The following is a 19,111-nucleotide window of genomic DNA, read 5'->3' as shown; positions in this document are numbered from 1 at the left end:
GCTGACACGAATAAACGCGGTGCACGGTTCAACACGGCGAACAAAGACAAAACGCAAGCCGAAATCGAGTTCGAACCTACGAGGGGGATCTCAAGCCTATGTTGATCAAGGAGAAGTTGGACGTGCTCGGCGGCACGCGGCAGGTCATCAGGGAAGCGCTGGCGAAGTTAGGTTACGACGAGTCGTATTACGAGCTGCTGAAGGAGCCGCTGCGCCTACTCACGGTGCGCATTCCGGTCAAGATGGACGACGGGAAGGTCCAGGTGTTCACCGGCTACCGCGCGCAGCATAACGACGCGGTCGGCCCGACGAAGGGCGGCGTTCGCTTTCATCCGGACGTCACCGCGGACGAAGTGAAGGCGCTGTCGATGTGGATGAGCATCAAGTGCGGCATCACGAACCTGCCGTACGGCGGCGGAAAAGGCGGCATCCAGTGCGATCCGCGCACAATGTCGTTCGGCGAGCTCGAGCGGCTGAGCCGCGGCTACGTGCGGGCGATCAGCCAGCTCGTCGGCCCGACGAAGGACATTCCGGCCCCCGACGTATTCACCAACTCCCAGATCATGGCATGGATGATGGACGAGTATTCCCGCATTCGCGAGTTCGATTCCCCCGGGTTCATCACGGGCAAGCCGCTCGTGCTCGGCGGCTCGATCGGCCGCGAATCGTCGACTGCGCGCGGGGTCACGATCGTGCTGAAGGAAGCGGCCGCCGTGCTCGGCATTCCGCTCGCGAACGCGCGCATTATTATTCAAGGTTTCGGCAATGCTGGTAGCTATCTGGCCAAATTCCTGCACGACGCCGGCGCGGCGATCGTCGGCATCTCGGACGCGGTCGGCGCCCTGTACGATCCGAACGGACTCGACATCGATTCGCTGCTCGACCGGCGCGATTCCTTCGGCACGATTACCAATTTATTCCCGAACCGGATCACGAACGAGGAATTATTGGTGCAGGAATGCGATATCCTAATTCCGGCTGCCATCGAGAATCAAATCACGGAAGACAATGCCCATCGGATCCAGGCGAAGCTGCTCGTAGAAGCGGCGAACGGCCCGACAACCCCCGGCGCGACGGACATCCTGACGCAGCGCGGCGTCATGATCGTCCCGGACGTGCTGGCGAGCGCCGGCGGCGTGGTTGTGTCGTATTTCGAATGGGTACAAAATAATCAGGGCTATTATTGGACCGAAGACGAGGTGAACGACCGGCTGACCAAGATCCTCGTCGACGCGTTCCGCAGCGTCCATGACGCGTCGGTCGCGAAGAAAACCGACATGCGCTTGTCGGCGTACATGGTCGGACTTAAACGGATGGCCGAGGCCGTCCGGTGGAGAGGCTGGGTGTAGGATGGCGCAAACGAGCATTATTTTCCGGCTGGAGCTGGATCACAGGAAGGTCAGCTTCGGCGACGTGGCGGCGACGATCAGCCGCGCCGGGGGCGACATCACGTCTATCGACGTCATTCGTCCGGGGCACGATGCGTCGACCCGCGACATCACGGTAGATCTGCAGGACAACAAGGAGACGGCCGTCGTCGAGGCGCTGCGCAATTTGGACGGGATCAAGGTCGTGAACGTGTCCGACCGGACGTTCCTCGTCCATCTCGGCGGCAAGATCACCGTGCAGCCGACGCTCCCGATCAAGAACCGGGACGATTTGTCGAAGGTGTATACGCCGGGCGTCGCGAAGGTGTGCCGTGCGATCGCGGAGGATCCCGGCAAGGCGTACTCGCTCACGATCAAGCGCAACACGGTCGCCGTCGTCTCGGACGGCACGGCGGTGCTGGGCCTCGGCGACATCGGCCCGCACGCGGCGGCGCCGGTCATGGAGGGCAAGGCGATGCTGTTCAAGCAGCTCGCCGGCGTCGACGCGTTCCCGATCTGCCTCGACACGAAGGATACGGAGGAGATCATCCGGACGATCAAGACGATCAGCCCGATCTTCGGCGGCATCAATCTCGAGGACATCGGCTCGCCGCGCTGCTTCGAGATTGAGACCCGGCTGAACGCGGAGCTGGACATTCCGGTCTTCCACGACGACCAGCACGGCACCGCGGTCGTGACGATCGCCGGGCTGATCAACGCGCTCAAGGTGGTGGGCAAGCGGATGGAGAACATCCGCGTCGTCGTGAACGGCATCGGCGCGGCGGGCGTCTCGATCTGTAAAATGCTGCTCGGTGCAGGCGTCCGCCATCTCGTCCCGATCGACCGGGAAGGCGCGATCGTGCGCGGCGGCACGTATCCGTACCCGATGTGGCAGTGGCTCGCGGACCAGCCGCAGGTCGAAGCGGTGCCCGGCACGCTGAAGGAGCTGATCGCGGACGCGGACGTCTTCATCGGCGTCTCCCGCGCGCGGCTGCTGAACGAGGACGACGTGAAACGGATGAAGCCGGGCGCGATCGTCTTCGCGATGGCCAATCCCGAGCCGGAAATCGCGCCGGAGGAGGCGCTGCCCCATGTCGCGGTGTTCGCGACCGGCCGCAGCGATTTCCCGAACCAGATCAACAACGTGCTCGTGTTCCCGGGGCTGTTCCGCGGGGCGCTCGACTGCCGCGCGCGCGAGATCAACGAGCCGATGAAGCTGGCTGCGGCACGGGCGATCGCCTCCGTCGTGACGGCGGACGAATTGAACGATCAATATATCATTCCGAGCATCTTCAACGAAAAAGTCGTAACGTATGTACGCAGGGCGGTCATCGAGGCCGCAATATTGACCAACGTCGCGCGCCGGACGCCGCCGGATTTCCGGTAGGCAGCAGGTGACGCATCCGCTCATGCGCCGGCTATGGATTCGGCCGGCCGGTCCGCCGTCTTCGCGGCGCCGCCGAACGAAGCCGCTTAGGCAAGCCGCCGTCCTCTCCTTGCGGGAGGACGGCGGCTTTTTCGCGTTGCCTACGGATGCTTCGGGTCAGCCGGTGGACGGGCTGTTCGGCACATGGCCTTTCTGGTTGCGGTTGCGGTCCGTGGATCCGGCGACGTCGTTCTCCGCTTGACGGTCGCGAGTCCGCATGCCTTTCATTTTGCCGGGTAACCCGGGAATTTGATGACGGCCCATGTCATTCCCTCCTGACTCCTCGGACGTAGCCGGCCTGCGCGACGGCTGCCGGCCATTACTTAGAATGCCCCAAAGCGCGGAGCGCGCATTCAGCCAGACCCGCGGAGCCGGAAAAACGGTCCGCATCGGAGAACGCATTGTCCCGATCCGCCATGAAACGCCGCGGAGGGACCGCTATGATGAGGAAAGAAAACGTTTTCTATAGGGTCGGATGAGGCCGCTCGCCGCGACGAACGCTTCATTTCGCCCGCTACTTACGTTATGGAGGTTGCCTATGAACGAGACGATCGGCGTCGGCATACTGGGCTTCGCGCACGGTCACGTCAACGCCTATTGCGAGGAATGGACGAAGAAGCCAGCGCTGGGCGTCCGCGTCGTCGCCGGCTGGGATCACGACGCGGCGCGGCTGGCCGCGGCGGCTGGCGCTTACGGTTTGGAGGCGCACGAGGACGCGCCGGCGCTGCTCGCCCGGGAAGACGTCCGCGCGGTCGTCATCGCCGCGGAGACGTCGCGGCACGCAGCGCTCGTCGAGCTCGCCGCCGCGGCCGGCAAAGCGATCGTTCTGCAGAAGCCGATCGCGCTGACGATGGCCGAAGCGGACCGCGTCGTCGGCGCCGTCCGGCGAAACGGCGTGCCATTCACGCTCGCCTGGCAGATGCGGGTCGACCCGCAGAACGTCCAGATGAAACAATGGCTGCAGGACGGGACCTTGGGCCAAGCATTCATGGTTCGCCGCCGCCACGGCCTGAACGCGGGCTTGAACGCGGGCTTCGCGGATACGTGGCACGCCGATCCGGCGAGCAACCGCGATATTTGGGCGGACGACGCGTCGCATGCCGCCGATTTCATCCTGTGGCTGCTCGGCGAGCCGGAGAGCGTCACGGCGGAGATCGCCTCGCTGTACAATCCGCGCATTCCGAACGACAACGGCATCGCGATCTTTCGCTACGCCGACGGGCCCGTCGCCGAGATCTGCTGCTCGTTCACGTGCCATGCGGCGCAGAACACGACGGAGATCGTCGCCGAGCGCGGCACCGTCGTGCAAAACTACGGCGACGCGCCGAGCGCCAACGCGCCGCGGCCGGACGGCGCCGCGGGGCTCCGCCGGTTCGATCCGGCGGCGAACGCCTGGATGGACAGCGACATCGCTTCGCCGCCGGGCCATTACGAGCGCATCCGCGGCCTTGCGGAGCCGCTCGCCGGCTTCCTCCGGGGCGAGCGCGGCCCGATCGCGACGGCCGAGGAAGGCCGGACGGTGCTGCGCATGGTGCTGGCGACGTACGTCTCTTCGCGGGAAGGCCGTCGGGTCGCGCTCGAAGACGCGGCCGTCTACGACGTGTAGCGCGTGACCGATCTGCAAGCAAAGACCGAAGGGTAAAGATGGAATCGACTCGGCAGTGGCTCGACTTGAACAGACCTGTTTCATCATCCACTATCATCCAACATCATCCAATTCCAAACATGGGAGTGACGATAATGCCGGTAAAAATCGGATTGGTCGGATTGAACGGAATCGGGAATTTGCATGCCGCCTGCTATCAAGAGGAAGAGCTGGCGGACCTGGTCGCTGTGTGCGACGTCGTGAAGGAGCGCGCCGACGCGGCCGCGGAGAAATACGGGGTCAAGGCGTATTACAGCCTGAAGGACATGATCGAGCACGAGCCGGACATCGAAGTCGTCGACATCACGACGGGCGGCATCGACAATGGCAGCTGGCATTTCGAACCCGCGATGGAGGCGGTCGGCTACGGCAAGCACGTGCTCATCGAGAAGCCGATCTGCCATGACGTCCGCGAAGCGCGCGAGCTCGTCGCGTTCGCCGAGAAGCAGAAGGTCTACATCGGCTGCAACCTGAACCATTACTTCACGGAGCCGGCCGCCAAGGCGAAACAGTACGTCGACAACGGCGACATCGGCGAGCTCGTGTACTGCATGGCCAAGATGGGCTTCAACGGCGGAGTGGACAATTACGGCCTTGCCGGCAGCCCGAAGGTGAAGGGCCATCCGTACTTCCACATGAAGGCGTTCCTGACGCACCCGTTCAGCGTCATCCGCCACTTCTGCGGCGATATCACGCACATCCAGACGTTCTCCGACCGGCCGGGCTTCCGCCGCAGCGCCGGCGACGTCATGGTCTCGATCAACAGCATCCACATGAAGTTCGCGAACGGCGGCGTCGGCTACCTGCTCAGCCAGCGCGGCGACGCGGCGTACGGCCTCGGCGGCTGGTGGAGCCTCGAGATGGCCGGCTCGAAGGGGACGTTCTGCATCGAGAACTGCGTCGAGAAGTTGTCCTACTGGCGTGCTGAGAAGGGCATTCCGGCGATCAGCAAGCAGCCGGAGCCGGTCGTGACGGACTTCGGGACGACGAACTTCGAACGCACCTTCAACAACCGGCTGCGCGCGTTCCTCGAGGATGTGTCGTCGGGCGTACCGCGCGACCAGCTGCGCGCCAACGGCCGCGACGCGCTGGCCGTGCTGGAGTACACGTTCGCGGTCATCGAATCGTACGAACGGGGCGGCGAGCTCGTACGTCCGCATCCGCTGCCGCCGCTTCACGGCGATCCGCTGTTCATGCGCTAAGCTTCGTTCATTCCGAACTTTTCCCATTATAGGAGGTCATCCTTTCATGATTTCATTAGGCGTCAACTCCGTGCTGTTCAAGAACTACGATTTCGCCGAGGCGGCCCGCCTGATCGCGGCCTGCGGCTACGACGGCGTCGAAATTTCCGCCATCCAGGGCATGTGCGAGCATCTGGACCTAAACCGCTGGGAGGAACAGAAGGAAGAGCTGCAGGCGATCGTCCGCGAGCACGGGCTGAAGTTCCTGTCCATGGAGGTCGCGTCCCTCGCCGACGAACGTCTGATTCCGGCGTTCCAGGCGGCGGCTGCGATCGGCATCCCGGTCGTCAACGTCGGGCCGGGCGGCAAATCCGGCGCCCAGGCGGACCTCGAAGCGTCCATCGCGAACTTGGCGCGGCTGTCCGACATCGCCGCGTCGCACGGCGTCACGCTGTGCGTGAAAGCGCATGTGGGCAACGCGATCTACAACACGCCGACGACGCTCGCGGCCATGGAGCGGATCGCCTCGCCGGCGTTCGGCATCGACATGGACCCGAGCCACGTGCACCGCTCCGGCGAGAACGCCGAAGAAGCGCTGCCGGCCGTCATCGGGCGCGTGAAGCATATCCATATCCGCGATTGCAAGGGACGCGAGCAAGGACCGGGCCCGATTCAGCTGCAGGCGTGCGGCCGGGGCGACATCGACCTGTACGGCTATTGCGCGGCGATGGTGCGGGCCGGCTACGACGGACCGGTCGTGCTGGAGGTCATCGGCGCGTCGCCGGAGCATGCGATCGAAGAAGTGACGGCCGTCGCGGCCGAATCCTACGGCTACCTGAACGCCTGCCTCAAACAATTAGGCGCGCGCTAAGCGCCGCCAAGGAGGAACGACCATGTCCGCCAAACAACCGAATCTGATCCTGTTCGGCATCGACAGCCTGCGCCGCGACCATATGAGCGGGTACGGCTACGGCAGGCTGACGACGCCGTACATCGACAAGCTCGCGTCCGAAGGAGCACTGTTCGAGCAGCATTTCAGCCCCAGCATTCCAACGACGCCGGCTTACGCCTCCATGCTGACGGGGCGCGACGTCTTCGGCACGGATGTCGTGGCGCTGCGCCACGAGGGCCCGCTCGGCGGCCACGTGAAGACGCTTGCCGAGGTGCTGGAGGAGAACGGCTACAATACGACCTGCGTCGGCTTCACCGGCAACCCGTCGTCCCGCGGTTTCCAGACGTATCTGAACTATGAATCGTGGGTGCCGGACGAGACGACCGGGCGCACGCCGAAGGCCGAGAATCTGAACGACGTCGCGATTCCGGAGCTGGAGCGCCTCGCGGCCGATGATAAGCCGTTCTTCCTGTTCCTGCGCCATATGGATCCGCATTCGCCGTACTTGCCGCCGCTGCCGTTCGACCGGATGTTCTACGGCAAGGACGAGAAGGATCCGGCGAACCGCTCGATGGAGCCGGTGTTCGGCTTCAAGCCGTTCGGCGACTTCCTGAAGTCGTGGATCGGCGAGGACGTCACCGACCAGGAATACGTGACCGCGCAGTACGACGGCGCCGTGGCGTATATGGACGCCTGCATGCAGGCGCTGTTCACGAAGCTGCACGACATGGGCATCGAGGACGAGACGCTGGTCGTCATCACGGCCGACCACGGCGAGACACTGTACGAGCACGACTGCTTCTTCGATCACCACGGCCTGTACGACTGCACGCTCGTCGTGCCGCTGATCTTCAAGTTCCCGGGCCGCGTGCCCGCCGGCAAGCGCGTCGAGAGCGTCAGCGTCATCGCCGACATCATGCCGACCGTACTGAGCCTGCTCGGTGTGGAAGCCGGCGAACCGCTCGACGGCCGCAACCTTGTGCCGCTCATGAACGGCGAGACCGATTCCGCCGCGGAGCGGACCGAGCTGTACATCACGGAGTGCACCTGGATGCGCAAGCACGGCTGGCGGACGCCGGAATGGAAGCTCATCGTCGCGCTCGAGCCGGACTTTCACGGCAAGCCGGCGGTCGAACTGTATAACCTGATCCGCGATCCGGAAGAGAACGTGAACGTGGCGGAGCAGGAGCCCGAGGTCGTGGAATTCCTGCGCGGCCGCATGCTGGACTACATTGCCAAGCGCGAGGATGAAGTGAACCGGACGAACCCGATCTATACGAACACGAACTGGCACGGCCAGAACAAGCAGTTCACGTCCTCGGAAGAGGCGTATAATTCGCTTTACATCGGCTCCATCGTGAGCGCCCGCTCGCTGCAGGCGAAGGACAAGGTGAAAGAGCAGGAGCAGGAGAAAGAGACGGTCGGCAATGATTAGGGTCGCGGTCGTCGGCGTCAACCATATCGGCAAGATCCACTGCCGGGCATACGAGCATCACCCCGGCACGACGCTGGCCGCGGTGTGCGACCTGATGCCGGAGCGGGCGGAGGCGGCGGGCCGCCTCCACGCCGTGCCGGCGTACACGGATTTGCGCGAGCTGCTGGCACGGGAGCAAGTCGACGCCGTGATCGTCGCGACGGCCGGCGTCGAGAAGGGCAGCCATCACTACGAGCCGGCGATGACCGCTCTGGAGGCGGGCAAGGCCGTGTTCGTGGAGAAGCCGATATCCAACGATATCGAGGAAGCGCGCCGGATGGTCGCGTTTGCCCGGGAGCGGAACCTCCCGCTCGCCTGCAACCTGAATCACCGGTTCACGCCGGCGGCGTACAAGGCGAAGGCGCTCTTGGACGCCGGCAAGCTCGGCTCCCTGCTGTTCCTCAATATGCGGCTGACCATCCAAAATCCGCAGGAGGACACGGAGTGGCTGCACATGCGCGCGCTGCATCCGCATTCCATCGACGTCATGCGGTATTTCGCGGGGGACATCAAGCGGGTGCAGGCCTTCATGACGAAGGCGCCGGGACGCAAGTCGTGGTCGACGGTGTCCGTCAACATGGAATTCGCCTCGGGCGCCGTCGGCCATCTGACCGGCAGCTACGACATGTCGATGCGGCATCCGATCGAATATTGCGAAGTGGCGGGCCACCAAGGCCGGATCGTCATCGACAACGTCTACGAAAGCATGACATACTACCCCCACGACAGCGACGAGCTGACGGTCGTGCGCAATCCGCTGTTCGGGGGCATGAAAGGGTTCGACGACACGTTCGAGCATCGCATTAACCGGTTCATCGAAGAGCTTCAGGCCGGCGTGAAGCCGGCGGACATCACGGCATCGGGCGCGGACGCGCTTGCGGCGCAAGAGGTCATCGAGGCCGCGATTCAATCGCAGCGGCTCGGCGGCGCTCCCGTTACAGTCCCTTCGTAGGGATGCTGCAGGAGAAGGAGAGAGTTCACACATGAACAACAGTCAGGGCGCGGTATTATGGTTCACCGGCTTGTCGGGCGCCGGCAAGACGACGACGGCGGCCGCCGTCGAACGGCAATTGCGCGAGCGCGGGCGGCAGGTCGAGCTGCTGGACGGCGATGAGCTGCGGGCCGGAATCTGTAAAGGGCTCGGCTTCAGCATGGAGGACCGGTTCGAGAACGTGACGCGCATCGCCTATGTCGCGAACCTGCTGGCGCGCAACGGCGTCGACGTCCTGGTATCGGCCATCAGCCCGTACCGGGCCATGCGGGAGTATGCGAGAGAACGCATCCCGGGCTTCGTCGAGATCTACGTCGACTGCCCGCTGCACGTCTGCGAGCAGCGGGACGTGAAAGGGCTGTACGCCAAAGCCCGCGCCGGCGAGATCGGACGCTTCACGGGCATCTCCGATCCGTACGAGGCGCCGAAGGACCCGCAGCTGACGCTGCACACGGCGACCGTGCCGCTCGAGGAGAACGTCCGCACCGTGCTGGCGTACCTGGACCGGAAGCAGCACCGTTTCCAGCCTCCGGCCGGGAAGGAAGTGATCTAGGATGAAGATCATCCTCGTCTCCCTCGATACGCTGCGGGCGTCTCGGCTGGGCGGCTACGGCTACGGCAAGCGGACCAGTCCGCACCTGGATGCGATCGCGCGGGAAGGCGTCCTGTTCGAACGGGCGTACGCGGCGGACATTCCGACGGAGGTGGCGCACACGGGCGTGTTCACGGGCAAGATCGGCCTGACGACCGGCGTCGTCTCGCACGGCTCCGACCTGACCCACCTGCCGAAGTCGGTGGAGTGGCTGCCGAACCTGCTGCGGGCCGCCGGCTTCACGACCGGGGCGGTCGACAACCTGTACCAGCTCAAGGAATGGTTCGCCCGAGGCTACAACCATTACATCAATTCGGTCGGCGGCAACCGCTGGATCGACGGGATGAAGGTCAACGAGCTGGCGATGCCTTGGCTGGAGCAGCACAAGGACGAATCGTTCTTCCTATTCCTGCACTATTGGGACGCGCACACGCCGTACTTGCCGCCAGCTTCGTACGTGCCGGAATTTTACGAGGCCGGGCGGGATCCATTCGATCCGGCGAACAAGAGCATGGAGCCGGCGTACAACCATACGGCGTATCCGTTCTTCAAGCACCACCATTACGACCTAGTCGGCAGCGTCACGGATACCGCGTACTACGACGCGCTGTACGACGCCGAAATCCGGTATTTGGACGATCGCTTGAAGGAACTCGACGACCGGTTGGCGAAGCTAGGCATACGGGACGACACGCTCCTCGTGCTGTTTGGCGATCACGGCGAAAGCTTGACGGAGCATGACATCTATTGGGACCACTGCGGCCTCTACGAGCCGACGGTCCATGTGCCGGTTATTATGCGCTGGCCGGGGCGGATCGCGCCGGGCCGCCGCGTGCCGGGCCTCGTGCAGCAAGCGGACCTGCTGCCGACCCTGCTGGAGGCGGTCCGCCGGGAGTCGCCGGCGGGCATCGACGCGGCGCGTCTCGCCGTGCCCGAAGGCCTCGACGGGCGCAGCCTGTGGCCGGCCATCGAGGGCAGCGAGGCGGGCACGCGCGAGACGATCTATCTCAGCGAATGCGCCTGGCAGGCGGCCCGCGGCATCCGCAACGACCGTTACAAGTTCATCGCGACGTATGACGCGGGGCCGTTCCGCCGGCCGCCGCGCGAGCTGTACGACCTGCTGGAGGATCCGCTCGAGACGGTGAACCTGGCGGACGCGCGGACAGACGTTGCGGATGCCCTGGAGAGTCAATTGAACGCGTTCGTCGCGGAGAAGCTCGCCGGACGTCCGGATCCCATGAAGGAGCAGCTCGCGCGCCGGGGACTGCCGTTCCGGCGGCGCATCGAGCAGATCTTGAACGGCGCCGGCATGACGTGGGAGGCATGGCGGCGCAACCCGGACCGCGCGCTGTTCGACCGCGCGGCAGCCGAGAAGCAGCATCTGTAAACCGTACAGGACAGACTGACGTAAGGGTGGGTCATGCATGAGAGAAGCGATCCTGAGCAGCAACCACTACATGAAGTCGGAGTTTCCGTTCTGGATCACGCGCACGGTCCAAGGCAGCATCGACGAGCACGGCCACGAATTCGTCGAGCTGGTATTCGTCGTGCGCGGCAACGGCCAGCATTTATTCCAAGGATCGAGGTACGACATCCAGACCGGGGACGTGTTCATCATCAACCCGGGGGAGACGCACGCGTACGCGGTCGAGCCCGGGGAGCAGATGGAAATCATCAACTGCCTGTTCATGCCGTCCTTTATTCCGGACGCGCTCCTGACCGAGCTTGAAATCACCAATTCGATGGACTATTTCTACGTGCATCCGTTCCTCACGCACGACGTGCGCTTCAACCACCGCGTGAACCTGAACGGCCAGGAAGCGTCGCACGTGCTGGCGCTGCTCGAGGGCATGATCCGCGAGATGAACGGCCGCCCGTCCGGGCACAAGACGATCATCCGGCTGCGGCTGATCGAGCTGCTCGTGCTGCTCTCCCGGTCTTACTCGCTGCTGCAGCAGCAGCGCGCGCATCCGTCGCCCCGCCAGCTGGAGCGGGAGATGACGGCCAAGCGGATCCACGGCTACCTGGAGCGCAATTACGAGAAGAAGATTACGCTTCAGTCGCTGGCTTCGCTGTTCAACGCGAGCATCCGGCAGCTGAACCGGCTCATGCGCGAGGAATACGACCGCAGCGTCTTCGAGGTGCTGCACGAGATCCGGATCGAGCGGGCGAAGCATCTTCTGCTCGAGACGGACGAGAAGGTCATCGTCGTGGCGACGATGGTCGGTTACGAGGACCAGTCGTTCTTCAACCGGCTGTTCGCGCGCCACGTCGGCTGCTCGCCGAGCCATTACCGCTCGACGGGCTGAAGAGAAAGGAGCTGCTTCGCGTGAACGACCGCAAGCCGAACCTATTGCTGATCACGGCCGACCAGCTGCGCTACGATTGCCTCGGCAGCAGCGGCCGCTATCCCGTCCGCACGCCCAATCTCGACCGGCTTGCCGAACAGAGCGTCCTGTTCGCGCAGGCCTATTCCCATATTCCGGTCTGCGGACCGGCAAGGCAGTCGATGCTGCACGGCAGGCGGGCGGAGACATTCGGCGCCTTGTGGAATTCCGGCGCGTTCCTGCCGGTCGGCTGCCTCCAGCCGGAGCAGTTCACGTGGACGAAGGAGCTCCGGGAGGCCGGGTACGCGACCGCGTTCCTCGGCAAATGGGGCGTCAACCCCGACCGCGATCCGACCGCGTTCGGCTACGAATCGTATGTCGGCGAGCACGAGTACGCCGCCTTCCGCAAGCGCAATTACCCGGACGCGACGTACGCGAACGGGTTCTTCGGCGAGACGAACCCCGTGCCGGTCGAAGACGCCGGGACGCATTGGTTCGCGGCACGGGCGATCGAAACGATGGAGCGGCTCGGCGAGGAAGGCAGGCCTTGGCATCTGGCGCTGCATTTCTCCGAGCCGCATCTGCCGTGCCGGCCGTCGGGCCGCTTCGCGGACATGTACGATCCGGCGGACGTGCCGGAATGGGACGGCTTCCGCGAGACGTTCGCCGGCAAGCCGTACATCCAGCGGCAGCAGACATACAGCTGGGGCTTGCAGGATTACGACTGGCCGGACTGGGCGCCGATCGTCGCCCGGTATTACGGGATCATCAGCCAGCTCGACGACGCGGTCGGCCGGGTGCTGGACGCGCTGGAGCGGTCCGGCGCCGCGAACGATACGGTCGTGATCTTCACCGCCGATCACGGCGACATGTGCGGCTCGCACCGGATGATCGACAAGCATTACATCCTGTACGACGACGTCGTCCGCGTCCCGTTCATGATCCGCCTTCCCGGAGGGGAGCAGCCGGGGACGCGGAGCGGCGCATTCGTCTACAACCTGCTCGATCTGGCGCCGACGGTGCTCGAGCTCGCGGGCGTCGAGGCGGCGCCGGACCGTCCGTTCCACGGAAGGTCGCTCGCGCCGCTGCTGGCATCGCCGGACGGCTCGCCGCCCGACGGGTGGCGCGACGCGGTCGTCGCCTCGTACAACGGGCAGCAGTTCGGCCTGTATACGCAGCGCATGATCCGGACGCCGTCATGGAAATACATCTGGAACCTGACCGACGTGGACGAATTGTACGATCTGGAGCGCGACGGGGCGGAGCTCGTCAACCTGATCGGCGAGGAAGCGCACCGCGGACGCGCTGCGGAGCTGCGCAAGCGGCTATACGAGCAGCTGCGCGCCGACGAGGACCCTGCGGTCGGGAATGAGTGGACCCGCCGGCAGCTGCTAGGCGGGGCGATCGCGGACGATCGGGCATGAAGCCGCGGGCGGACAAGAACGTTCCTTGCGGACGGTCTAGTCGTTGGCGATGCGGGTCGGCATAGCTTTTTCCGGGCGGTGCTTATATAATGGACTCTAGTCAATGTCAGTTTAAGTGACATGTACGAGGAGGTCTATCATGTTCAAGCAGCTCTGGACAAGCCGCAAATCATGGTTCGGGTACGTCGCCGTCGTCCTGGCGCTGCACGTAATCGGCATCGCCGCCCTTGCGTACGCCGCGCGGGGCGGCGCCGCGTTGTGGAGCCTCGGCTTGCTGGCGTACACGCTCGGCATGCGCCACGCCTTCGATGCGGATCATATCGCCGCTATCGACAATACGGTGCGCAAGCTTATGCAGGAGCGGCGCAGCCCGCTCGGCGTCGGCTTTTATTTCTCGCTCGGTCATTCGTCGGTCGTGTTCCTGATGGTGCTCGCCGTCGCGTGCTCGGTCAAATGGATTCAAACGAACCTGCCCGCGCTGCAGGATGCCGGCGGCCTTATCGGCACTTCGGTCTCGGGCGTCTTCCTTATTCTTATCGGCGTGCTGAACTTCTTCATCCTGCTCAACCTGTACGGAATCTTCCGCCGCATGCGCGCCGGCGGCCAGAGCGGCGAGGAGCTCGAGCGGCTGCTGGAGTCGCGCGGCCTGTTCGCCCGGTTGTTCCGGCCGCTGTTCCGGCTGATCGGCCGCAGCTGGCACGCGTATCCGCTCGGTTTCTTGTTCGGCCTCGGCTTCGACACGGCGACGGAGGTCGGCTTGATGGCGATCTCCGCCGGCGCGGCGAAGAGCTCGGCTTCGGTGCTCGGCATTATGGCGCTGCCAGTGCTTTTCGCCGCGGGCATGAGCCTGCTTGACACGGCCGACGGCATGTTCATGGCGAAAGCGTACAAGTGGGCGTTCAACACGCCGCTGCGCAAAATCTATTACAACGTCACGGTGACGGCCGTGTCGGTCGTATCCGCGCTGCTGATCGGCGGCGTGGAGATTCTGCAAATCCTGTCGGAGCGGCTGCGGCTGCATGGGCCTTTCGCGGCCTGGGTGAACGGCATCGAGCTGGGCGATCTCGGTTACGTTCTCGTCGGCCTGTTCGCGCTGGCCTGGCTCGTATCGGCCGCCGTCTGGAAGGCGAAGAAGTTTGAGGAACGGACCGATTTGGCCGGCTGACGGCCCTTGCCGCTTGGCAGGGATCCGCTGCGCCTGCTATAATGGTGGCAAATAATCGAGGTGATCGCATGGCCAAGAAAGATAAATACCGCCCGGCTTCCGCGCAATCGAACGCGCAGGCGAAGGAAGAGAAGGCGGCGACGCTGAAGGACCTGCTCCGGCCCGACGTGCTCGACAAGCTGAAGGCAACGGCGCAGGACCTCAAGTCGGCGGAAGAGAAGCGGCGGGAAGACCTGCGCATTCAGCAGGAGGAAGCCCGCAAGGCGGAACAGAAGCGGCTTGAGAACGATTTCGAATATTTGCTCAACAACAGCAGCATGGATTGGCGGTCGAATAAGCGCTAAGCGGCCCTTACGAACAGCACTGACCGGGCCTCCGTCCGACATCCCTTTCCGCTTCGGCGGATGGGGATTTTTTTCTTTCGGCGCGGGCGAACGCGGGTTTTTTGCTCGCGGGACTTGCAATTTCGAAGCCGTATCGTGCTATAATAGCAGTAATTCAACCGTATCGGAGGTATCCAGGCAGACATCATGTGGACTTAATTCCCTGTCGTTCATGATTTTCGAATAGAACGGTCAGAGAGGCTTTGCCCCGTGCGAAGCGGAATGGGTTACGTGTGTCTAATCGGGATGACTCCTGCGGAAAGAACGCTTTTTTGGCGTCTCGCTGTGTAGCGGACGCTGCGTGCCGAGCCACTGCTTGGCCGGGCGTTCTCGTACGGTCATTCTTATTGCGACGTATCCGATTTCGACGTCAGCAGCCGCGGGCATGTGCCCCGCGGCTTTTTTTGCGCCGCACATCCCCTCTGCCGCATCTTCGAACATCATCGCCCCCGCCAGCAATTCGAACAATCGAAACGGAGTGGTGATGCATAATGACATTGATGACGATACGCGAGGTACAGAAGCATTTCGGCGATAAGGCCGTCCTGACTCGCGTGAACGCGGATATCGCGAGAGGGGAACGGATCGGCCTCGTCGGGAACAACGGCGCCGGCAAGACGACGCTCGCGAACCTGATCTTCGGCGCCCTGCAGCCGGACGGCGGCAAGCTGACCTATCATGCGGCCGGCCTGCGCATCGGGTATTTGCGCCAGTCGACCTCGTTTACGGTTCATGCGTTCGGGGATCATGCGGACGACAGCGAAGAAACACCCGAGAGCCGGCGGTTCCTGGAAGTATCGAGCCGCCTCGGCTTGAAGAACGTGAAGGACTGGGACGCCGGCCGGCTCGAAGGCTTGAGCGGCGGCGAGAAGACGAAGCTCGCGCTCGCGCGAGTGTGGGCGGCGAAGCCGGATATCCTGCTGCTCGACGAGCCGACGAACCATTTGGATTTTCACGGCGTCGATTGGCTGATCGGCGAGCTGCGGACCTTCGAAGGCACGACGCTCGTCATCTCGCACGACCGGTATTTCCTCGACGCGACGGTCGACCGGATCATCGAGCTGCAGGACGGCGAATCCGCCGATTATCCGGGCAATTATACGTTCTACCGGGAGGAGAAGGAGCGCCGCGCGGCGAGCCAGCTGCACCGTTACGAGGAGCAGCGGAAGTACGAGCGCAAGATCGAAGCGGAGATCGCGCGGCTGAAGACCTGGTCCGACAAAGCGCACCGCGATTCCATCAAGACGGCCGCGACGCGGGGCGGCATGAAAGAATTTTACCGGAGCAAGGCGAAGCGCATGGACCAGCAGATCAAGTCGCGGCTGCATCGGCTGGAGAGGATCGAGCACGACGGCGTCAAGAAACCGAAGGAGGAAGCGACGGTCGCCTTCGGCTGGGACGATCCCGCGAAGCGCGGCCGCCGGATCATCGAAGCCGACCGCATCGGGAAGCGGTTCGGCGAGCGGCGGCTGTTCGCGGATAGCTCGTTCTACGTCCAGCGCGGCGAGAAGCTCGGCCTGATCGGGCCGAACGGCGCGGGCAAGACGACGCTGATCGACATGCTGCACGGCCGTGCGGCCGTCGACGAAGGCCGTCTGTGGGTCAGCCCCACGGCCCGGATCGCCTGCTTGACGCAGGACGTGAACGACTTGGACGGCAGCCGGACGGTGCTCGAACTGCTCGGGGACGCGTTCGCGCTCCGCAGCGACATCGGGAGAGCGAGAACGCTGCTCGCGAACATGGGCTTGGGCGAGGCGATGCTGACCAAGCCGATGCATCAGCTGAGCCTGGGCGAGCGGACGCGGATCAAGCTGGCACGGCTGATTCTGCAGGAGCATGACGTGCTTGTGCTCGACGAGCCGACGAACCATCTGGACCTGGCGAGCCGCGAGCAGCTCGAGGATACGCTCGGCACCTATGCGGGAACGCTGATCATCGTTTCCCACGACCGGTACTTGATCGAGAAGCTGTGCGACAAGCTGCTGGTCATCGAGGACGGCGCGGTTCGGCGATGGGAGAGCGGGTATCGGGCGTACGCGGACCGTACGGCCGGCAGGGACGCGGACGATCGTCCGCAAGCCGGCGGCCAACGCGGGGCAGGCCGGGATAAGGCCGCTCAGCGGGCGGCCAAGCAGGCGGAGAACCAGCGGCGGGAGGAAGAGCTGCTGCTCGTCACGACGCGCATCTCGTATCTGCTGGGGGAGATCGGCAAGCTGAAGCCGACGGACGCCCATTACGCCAAGCTGGACGCGGAGCTCGCAGAGCAGATCGCGAAGAAGCGGGAACTGAACGGGAGCTGAGGCGGAGCTAAGGCAGATCTGACCAGAGTTGGACCTGAGGCAGATCTGACGCGGACCTATGCCGGATCTAAGTCGGATCAAAACTTCCCGCGGGCGGCAGTCGCACGGAGCCATAGAGGAGGCTGCGCGAATGTCGTTCCTGACGAAGCGCTTCGAAGGCCGAGTCATACGACCGGGGGGTATACGAGATCGAAGCGGGGCCGCAGCCATCCTCGGCCTGCACGAAAACACGGAAACGGAGAACGAGCGCGCGGAATACGATGTAGTAACCGTTTGCGACCGTGTATGTGACCGTATACATCGCCGCATACTAGAGGCATGAAACGCCGAACCGGCCAGCATTCGGCGATCCAATGGGGCGGTGATAGGCATGCAGGCCGAAGCGATTTTCGAATGGGATATTTATTTCATGGCCGGCGTCGGTTCGTCGCGGACGATCTTCGCGGAATGCGTGAAGGAGCTGCAGCGGCGTTACGCGGAATCCGGGAGAAGCTCGCGCATCCGCGAGCTGTTTCCGTACGGCGACCACACGCACAACTTTTATCGCCAGCTGCTGAAGGTCCGCTGCGATCTGTCGCGGCTCGGCCGGACGGTGCAGATCGGCGCCAAGGCGGTGGCGGATCAGGTGCGCCAGCTGTCGGCCGGGCGCCCCGTCCTGTTCATCGGGCACAGCGGAGGCGGAATCGCCGCTTACCAGACGGCGGTGCTCCTCAGCCGGGACGGCACGATCCCGGACTGGCGCGTCGTGCAGGTCGGCTCGCCACGGCTGCGGATCCGGCAGGAGCATGCCGGCAAAGTGCATTACGTGGTGGCGGTCAACGAGAAGGGCGAATGCGCTGACTTCATTACCCGCATCGGCAGCTGGGGCGGCTTCAGCCGCAGCCGATACGGCTTGCCGTATTGGAACCGCCGCAAGTATGCGCCGATGCATATCGTGCCGATCGCGACGATCGGCGGCCACCAGTATTATTTTCGTAAGGAAGCACCGTTCGTGCATCCTGAGCGGGGCTCTAATCTGCGCATGATGACCGATATGATATGGGAGCGCGTCGCGCGCGAGCTGGCATCCTCGGCGAATATGCTGTAATCTATGGTTGATTTGCCCGAGATCAGCCGGCTCGGCCGAATGGTTCGCGCGGCTGCCGGGAAGGGGCTGGAGCGGCGGCTCGCGGCGTTCTTCGGAACCCGCGCGTTTGTGGACGCGAGGGCTCGGCTTCAACGCGGGAAGCCGGGCCCGCTGTCCGCGCGCGAAATAAATTTCGAGTGCCCTCTTGAAATACTCTAGGGGGGTATTGTATGATAAGAGCGAAGGAGGCTTCGGACGATGGAACAAGTTGATCCTATCGCCCCTATCGAGCATATCGACCATGGGGAGCACTGCCATACGGACGGCGCGGAGCGCAAGAGCCATCATTCCGAGAAGGCGAAGGGCAACCTGACCTCGCGCCTGAATCGCATTGAAGGCCAAATTCGCGGACTGAAGGGCATGATCGAGCGGGATACGTATTGCGACGACGTGCTGAACCAGATCGCGGCGGTCCAGTCGGCCTTGAACGGCGTCGGGAAGCTGCTGCTGGAGCATCATTTGAACAGCTGCGTCATCGAACGCATTCAGGAAGGCGATCACGACGTCGTCAAGGAACTCATGAGCACGATGAATAAATTAATCAAATAAGCAGAGGGGCGATTATCCATGCAATCCGTTACGTTGAAAGTCGAAGGCATGTCCTGCAATCATTGCGTGAAAGCCGTTGAAGGCGCGGTCGTGAAGGCCGGCGCCGCCGGGAAAGTCGATTTGGCTGCCGGTTCCGTCGCCGTCGAGTACGACGAAGCCAAAGTATCGCTGGACGCGATTAAGGAAGCGATCGAAGACCAAGGTTACGACGTCGCGAAATAACGGAGCTGCCAAGCGGCTCCTTCCCGCGCTATGGCGCCTCTTTTTTT

18 protein-coding genes are annotated in these 19,111 nt (G+C 63.7%); 17 read left to right on the top strand and 1 reads right to left on the bottom strand.

The window, feature by feature from the left end:
* Positions 1 to 98: 98 nt before the first annotated feature.
* Together ACFPB1_RS13565 and ACFPB1_RS13560 are read left to right on the top strand one after the other, a co-directional pair.
* On the top strand, positions 99 to 1,349 hold the full coding sequence (locus tag ACFPB1_RS13565; protein WP_379226064.1) for a Glu/Leu/Phe/Val family dehydrogenase: 1,251 nt from the start codon (positions 99 to 101) through the stop codon (positions 1,347 to 1,349).
* Position 1,350: 1 nt separating this feature from the next.
* Complete coding sequence (locus ACFPB1_RS13560; RefSeq protein ID WP_379226062.1) at positions 1,351 to 2,754, top strand: NAD-dependent malic enzyme; 1,404 nt, start codon at positions 1,351 to 1,353, stop codon at positions 2,752 to 2,754.
* A gap of 156 nt (positions 2,755 to 2,910) precedes the next feature.
* Here the strand turns inward: ACFPB1_RS13560 and ACFPB1_RS13555 are convergent, their stop codons facing one another.
* The gene (locus ACFPB1_RS13555; protein ID WP_379226060.1) at positions 2,911 to 3,057 is read right to left on the bottom strand and encodes a hypothetical protein; all 147 of its coding nucleotides are present in this window, start codon (positions 3,055 to 3,057) and stop codon (positions 2,911 to 2,913) included.
* A 274-nt stretch (positions 3,058 to 3,331) separates the two neighbouring features.
* Between ACFPB1_RS13555 and ACFPB1_RS13550 the strand changes: the two genes are divergently transcribed.
* The 15 genes from ACFPB1_RS13550 to ACFPB1_RS13480 all read left to right on the top strand — a co-directional run bounded on the left by ACFPB1_RS13550 (position 3,332) and on the right by ACFPB1_RS13480 (position 19,064).
* Entirely contained in the window at positions 3,332 to 4,399 is a 1,068-nt protein-coding gene (locus ACFPB1_RS13550) for a Gfo/Idh/MocA family protein (RefSeq protein ID WP_379226058.1), read from the top strand.
* A 134-nt stretch (positions 4,400 to 4,533) separates the two neighbouring features.
* Positions 4,534 to 5,640 carry a Gfo/Idh/MocA family protein gene (locus ACFPB1_RS13545; protein ID WP_379226055.1) on the top strand — a complete coding sequence of 369 codons (1,107 nt, stop codon included), beginning with the start codon at positions 4,534 to 4,536 and terminating at the stop codon, positions 5,638 to 5,640.
* Positions 5,641 to 5,686: 46 nt separating this feature from the next.
* Positions 5,687 to 6,490 carry a sugar phosphate isomerase/epimerase family protein gene (locus ACFPB1_RS13540; RefSeq protein ID WP_379226053.1) on the top strand — a complete coding sequence of 268 codons (804 nt, stop codon included), beginning with the start codon at positions 5,687 to 5,689 and terminating at the stop codon, positions 6,488 to 6,490.
* 22 nt (positions 6,491 to 6,512) lie between these two features.
* Positions 6,513 to 7,946: a sulfatase gene (locus ACFPB1_RS13535; protein ID WP_379226051.1), complete on the top strand. Its 1,434-nt coding sequence runs from the start codon at positions 6,513 to 6,515 to the stop codon at positions 7,944 to 7,946.
* A complete protein-coding gene (locus ACFPB1_RS13530) occupies positions 7,939 to 8,937 on the top strand; it encodes a Gfo/Idh/MocA family protein (protein WP_379226049.1) in 999 nt (332 codons plus the stop codon). The genes ACFPB1_RS13535 and ACFPB1_RS13530 overlap by 8 nt, the downstream gene beginning before the upstream one ends.
* A gap of 31 nt (positions 8,938 to 8,968) precedes the next feature.
* Positions 8,969 to 9,529 carry an adenylyl-sulfate kinase gene (gene cysC / locus ACFPB1_RS13525; RefSeq protein ID WP_379226047.1) on the top strand — a complete coding sequence of 187 codons (561 nt, stop codon included), beginning with the start codon at positions 8,969 to 8,971 and terminating at the stop codon, positions 9,527 to 9,529.
* 1 nt (position 9,530) lies between these two features.
* Positions 9,531 to 10,955, top strand: a complete 1,425-nt coding sequence (locus tag ACFPB1_RS13520; RefSeq protein ID WP_379226045.1) for a sulfatase — start codon at positions 9,531 to 9,533, stop codon at positions 10,953 to 10,955.
* A 37-nt stretch (positions 10,956 to 10,992) separates the two neighbouring features.
* Positions 10,993 to 11,877: a helix-turn-helix domain-containing protein gene (locus ACFPB1_RS13515; RefSeq protein WP_379226043.1), complete on the top strand. Its 885-nt coding sequence runs from the start codon at positions 10,993 to 10,995 to the stop codon at positions 11,875 to 11,877.
* Positions 11,878 to 11,897: 20 nt separating this feature from the next.
* The gene (locus ACFPB1_RS13510; RefSeq protein WP_379226041.1) at positions 11,898 to 13,319 is read left to right on the top strand and encodes a sulfatase-like hydrolase/transferase; all 1,422 of its coding nucleotides are present in this window, start codon (positions 11,898 to 11,900) and stop codon (positions 13,317 to 13,319) included.
* 139 nt (positions 13,320 to 13,458) lie between these two features.
* A complete protein-coding gene (locus ACFPB1_RS13505) occupies positions 13,459 to 14,484 on the top strand; it encodes a HoxN/HupN/NixA family nickel/cobalt transporter (protein ID WP_379226040.1) in 1,026 nt (341 codons plus the stop codon).
* Between the two features lie 68 nt (positions 14,485 to 14,552).
* Positions 14,553 to 14,828 (top strand): YqkE family protein, encoded by a 276-nt coding sequence (locus ACFPB1_RS13500; RefSeq protein ID WP_379226038.1) that lies wholly within the window; start codon positions 14,553 to 14,555, stop codon positions 14,826 to 14,828.
* Positions 14,829 to 15,358: 530 nt separating this feature from the next.
* Positions 15,359 to 17,167: a ribosomal protection-like ABC-F family protein gene (abc-f, locus tag ACFPB1_RS13495; protein ID WP_379226036.1), complete on the top strand. Its 1,809-nt coding sequence runs from the start codon at positions 15,359 to 15,361 to the stop codon at positions 17,165 to 17,167.
* A 370-nt stretch (positions 17,168 to 17,537) separates the two neighbouring features.
* A complete protein-coding gene (locus ACFPB1_RS13490) occupies positions 17,538 to 18,254 on the top strand; it encodes a hypothetical protein (protein WP_379226034.1) in 717 nt (238 codons plus the stop codon).
* Between the two features lie 237 nt (positions 18,255 to 18,491).
* Positions 18,492 to 18,842, top strand: a complete 351-nt coding sequence (locus tag ACFPB1_RS13485; RefSeq protein WP_379226033.1) for a metal-sensitive transcriptional regulator — start codon at positions 18,492 to 18,494, stop codon at positions 18,840 to 18,842.
* A gap of 18 nt (positions 18,843 to 18,860) precedes the next feature.
* Positions 18,861 to 19,064, top strand: a complete 204-nt coding sequence (locus ACFPB1_RS13480) for a copper ion binding protein (protein WP_379226030.1) — start codon at positions 18,861 to 18,863, stop codon at positions 19,062 to 19,064.
* Positions 19,065 to 19,111: the final 47 nt, after the last annotated feature.

It is taken from the genome of Paenibacillus sp. GCM10023250 (assembly GCF_042653205.1).
Classification (GTDB): domain Bacteria; phylum Bacillota; class Bacilli; order Paenibacillales; family Paenibacillaceae; genus Paenibacillus_Z.
Note: the sequence above shows the minus strand (reverse complement) of the source record. Positions and strands in the feature narration are given on the sequence as shown.

What these genes read in the sequence shown, in the direction of transcription:
- ACFPB1_RS13565 (WP_379226064.1), top strand. Translation starts at nt 99, where the DNA reads ATGTTGATCAAGGAGAAGTTGGACGTGCTCGGCGGCACGCGGCAGGTC.
- ACFPB1_RS13560 (WP_379226062.1), top strand. Translation starts at nt 1,351, where the DNA reads ATGGCGCAAACGAGCATTATTTTCCGGCTGGAGCTGGATCACAGGAAG.
- ACFPB1_RS13555 (WP_379226060.1), bottom strand. Translation starts at nt 3,057, where the DNA reads ATGGGCCGTCATCAAATTCCCGGGTTACCCGGCAAAATGAAAGGCATG.
- ACFPB1_RS13550 (WP_379226058.1), top strand. Translation starts at nt 3,332, where the DNA reads ATGAACGAGACGATCGGCGTCGGCATACTGGGCTTCGCGCACGGTCAC.
- ACFPB1_RS13545 (WP_379226055.1), top strand. Translation starts at nt 4,534, where the DNA reads ATGCCGGTAAAAATCGGATTGGTCGGATTGAACGGAATCGGGAATTTG.
- ACFPB1_RS13540 (WP_379226053.1), top strand. Translation starts at nt 5,687, where the DNA reads ATGATTTCATTAGGCGTCAACTCCGTGCTGTTCAAGAACTACGATTTC.
- ACFPB1_RS13535 (WP_379226051.1), top strand. Translation starts at nt 6,513, where the DNA reads ATGTCCGCCAAACAACCGAATCTGATCCTGTTCGGCATCGACAGCCTG.
- ACFPB1_RS13530 (WP_379226049.1), top strand. Translation starts at nt 7,939, where the DNA reads ATGATTAGGGTCGCGGTCGTCGGCGTCAACCATATCGGCAAGATCCAC.
- cysC (WP_379226047.1), top strand. Translation starts at nt 8,969, where the DNA reads ATGAACAACAGTCAGGGCGCGGTATTATGGTTCACCGGCTTGTCGGGC.
- ACFPB1_RS13520 (WP_379226045.1), top strand. Translation starts at nt 9,531, where the DNA reads ATGAAGATCATCCTCGTCTCCCTCGATACGCTGCGGGCGTCTCGGCTG.
- ACFPB1_RS13515 (WP_379226043.1), top strand. Translation starts at nt 10,993, where the DNA reads ATGAGAGAAGCGATCCTGAGCAGCAACCACTACATGAAGTCGGAGTTT.
- ACFPB1_RS13505 (WP_379226040.1), top strand. Translation starts at nt 13,459, where the DNA reads ATGTTCAAGCAGCTCTGGACAAGCCGCAAATCATGGTTCGGGTACGTC.
- ACFPB1_RS13500 (WP_379226038.1), top strand. Translation starts at nt 14,553, where the DNA reads ATGGCCAAGAAAGATAAATACCGCCCGGCTTCCGCGCAATCGAACGCG.
- abc-f (WP_379226036.1), top strand. Translation starts at nt 15,359, where the DNA reads ATGACATTGATGACGATACGCGAGGTACAGAAGCATTTCGGCGATAAG.
- ACFPB1_RS13490 (WP_379226034.1), top strand. Translation starts at nt 17,538, where the DNA reads ATGCAGGCCGAAGCGATTTTCGAATGGGATATTTATTTCATGGCCGGC.
- ACFPB1_RS13485 (WP_379226033.1), top strand. Translation starts at nt 18,492, where the DNA reads ATGGAACAAGTTGATCCTATCGCCCCTATCGAGCATATCGACCATGGG.
- ACFPB1_RS13480 (WP_379226030.1), top strand. Translation starts at nt 18,861, where the DNA reads ATGCAATCCGTTACGTTGAAAGTCGAAGGCATGTCCTGCAATCATTGC.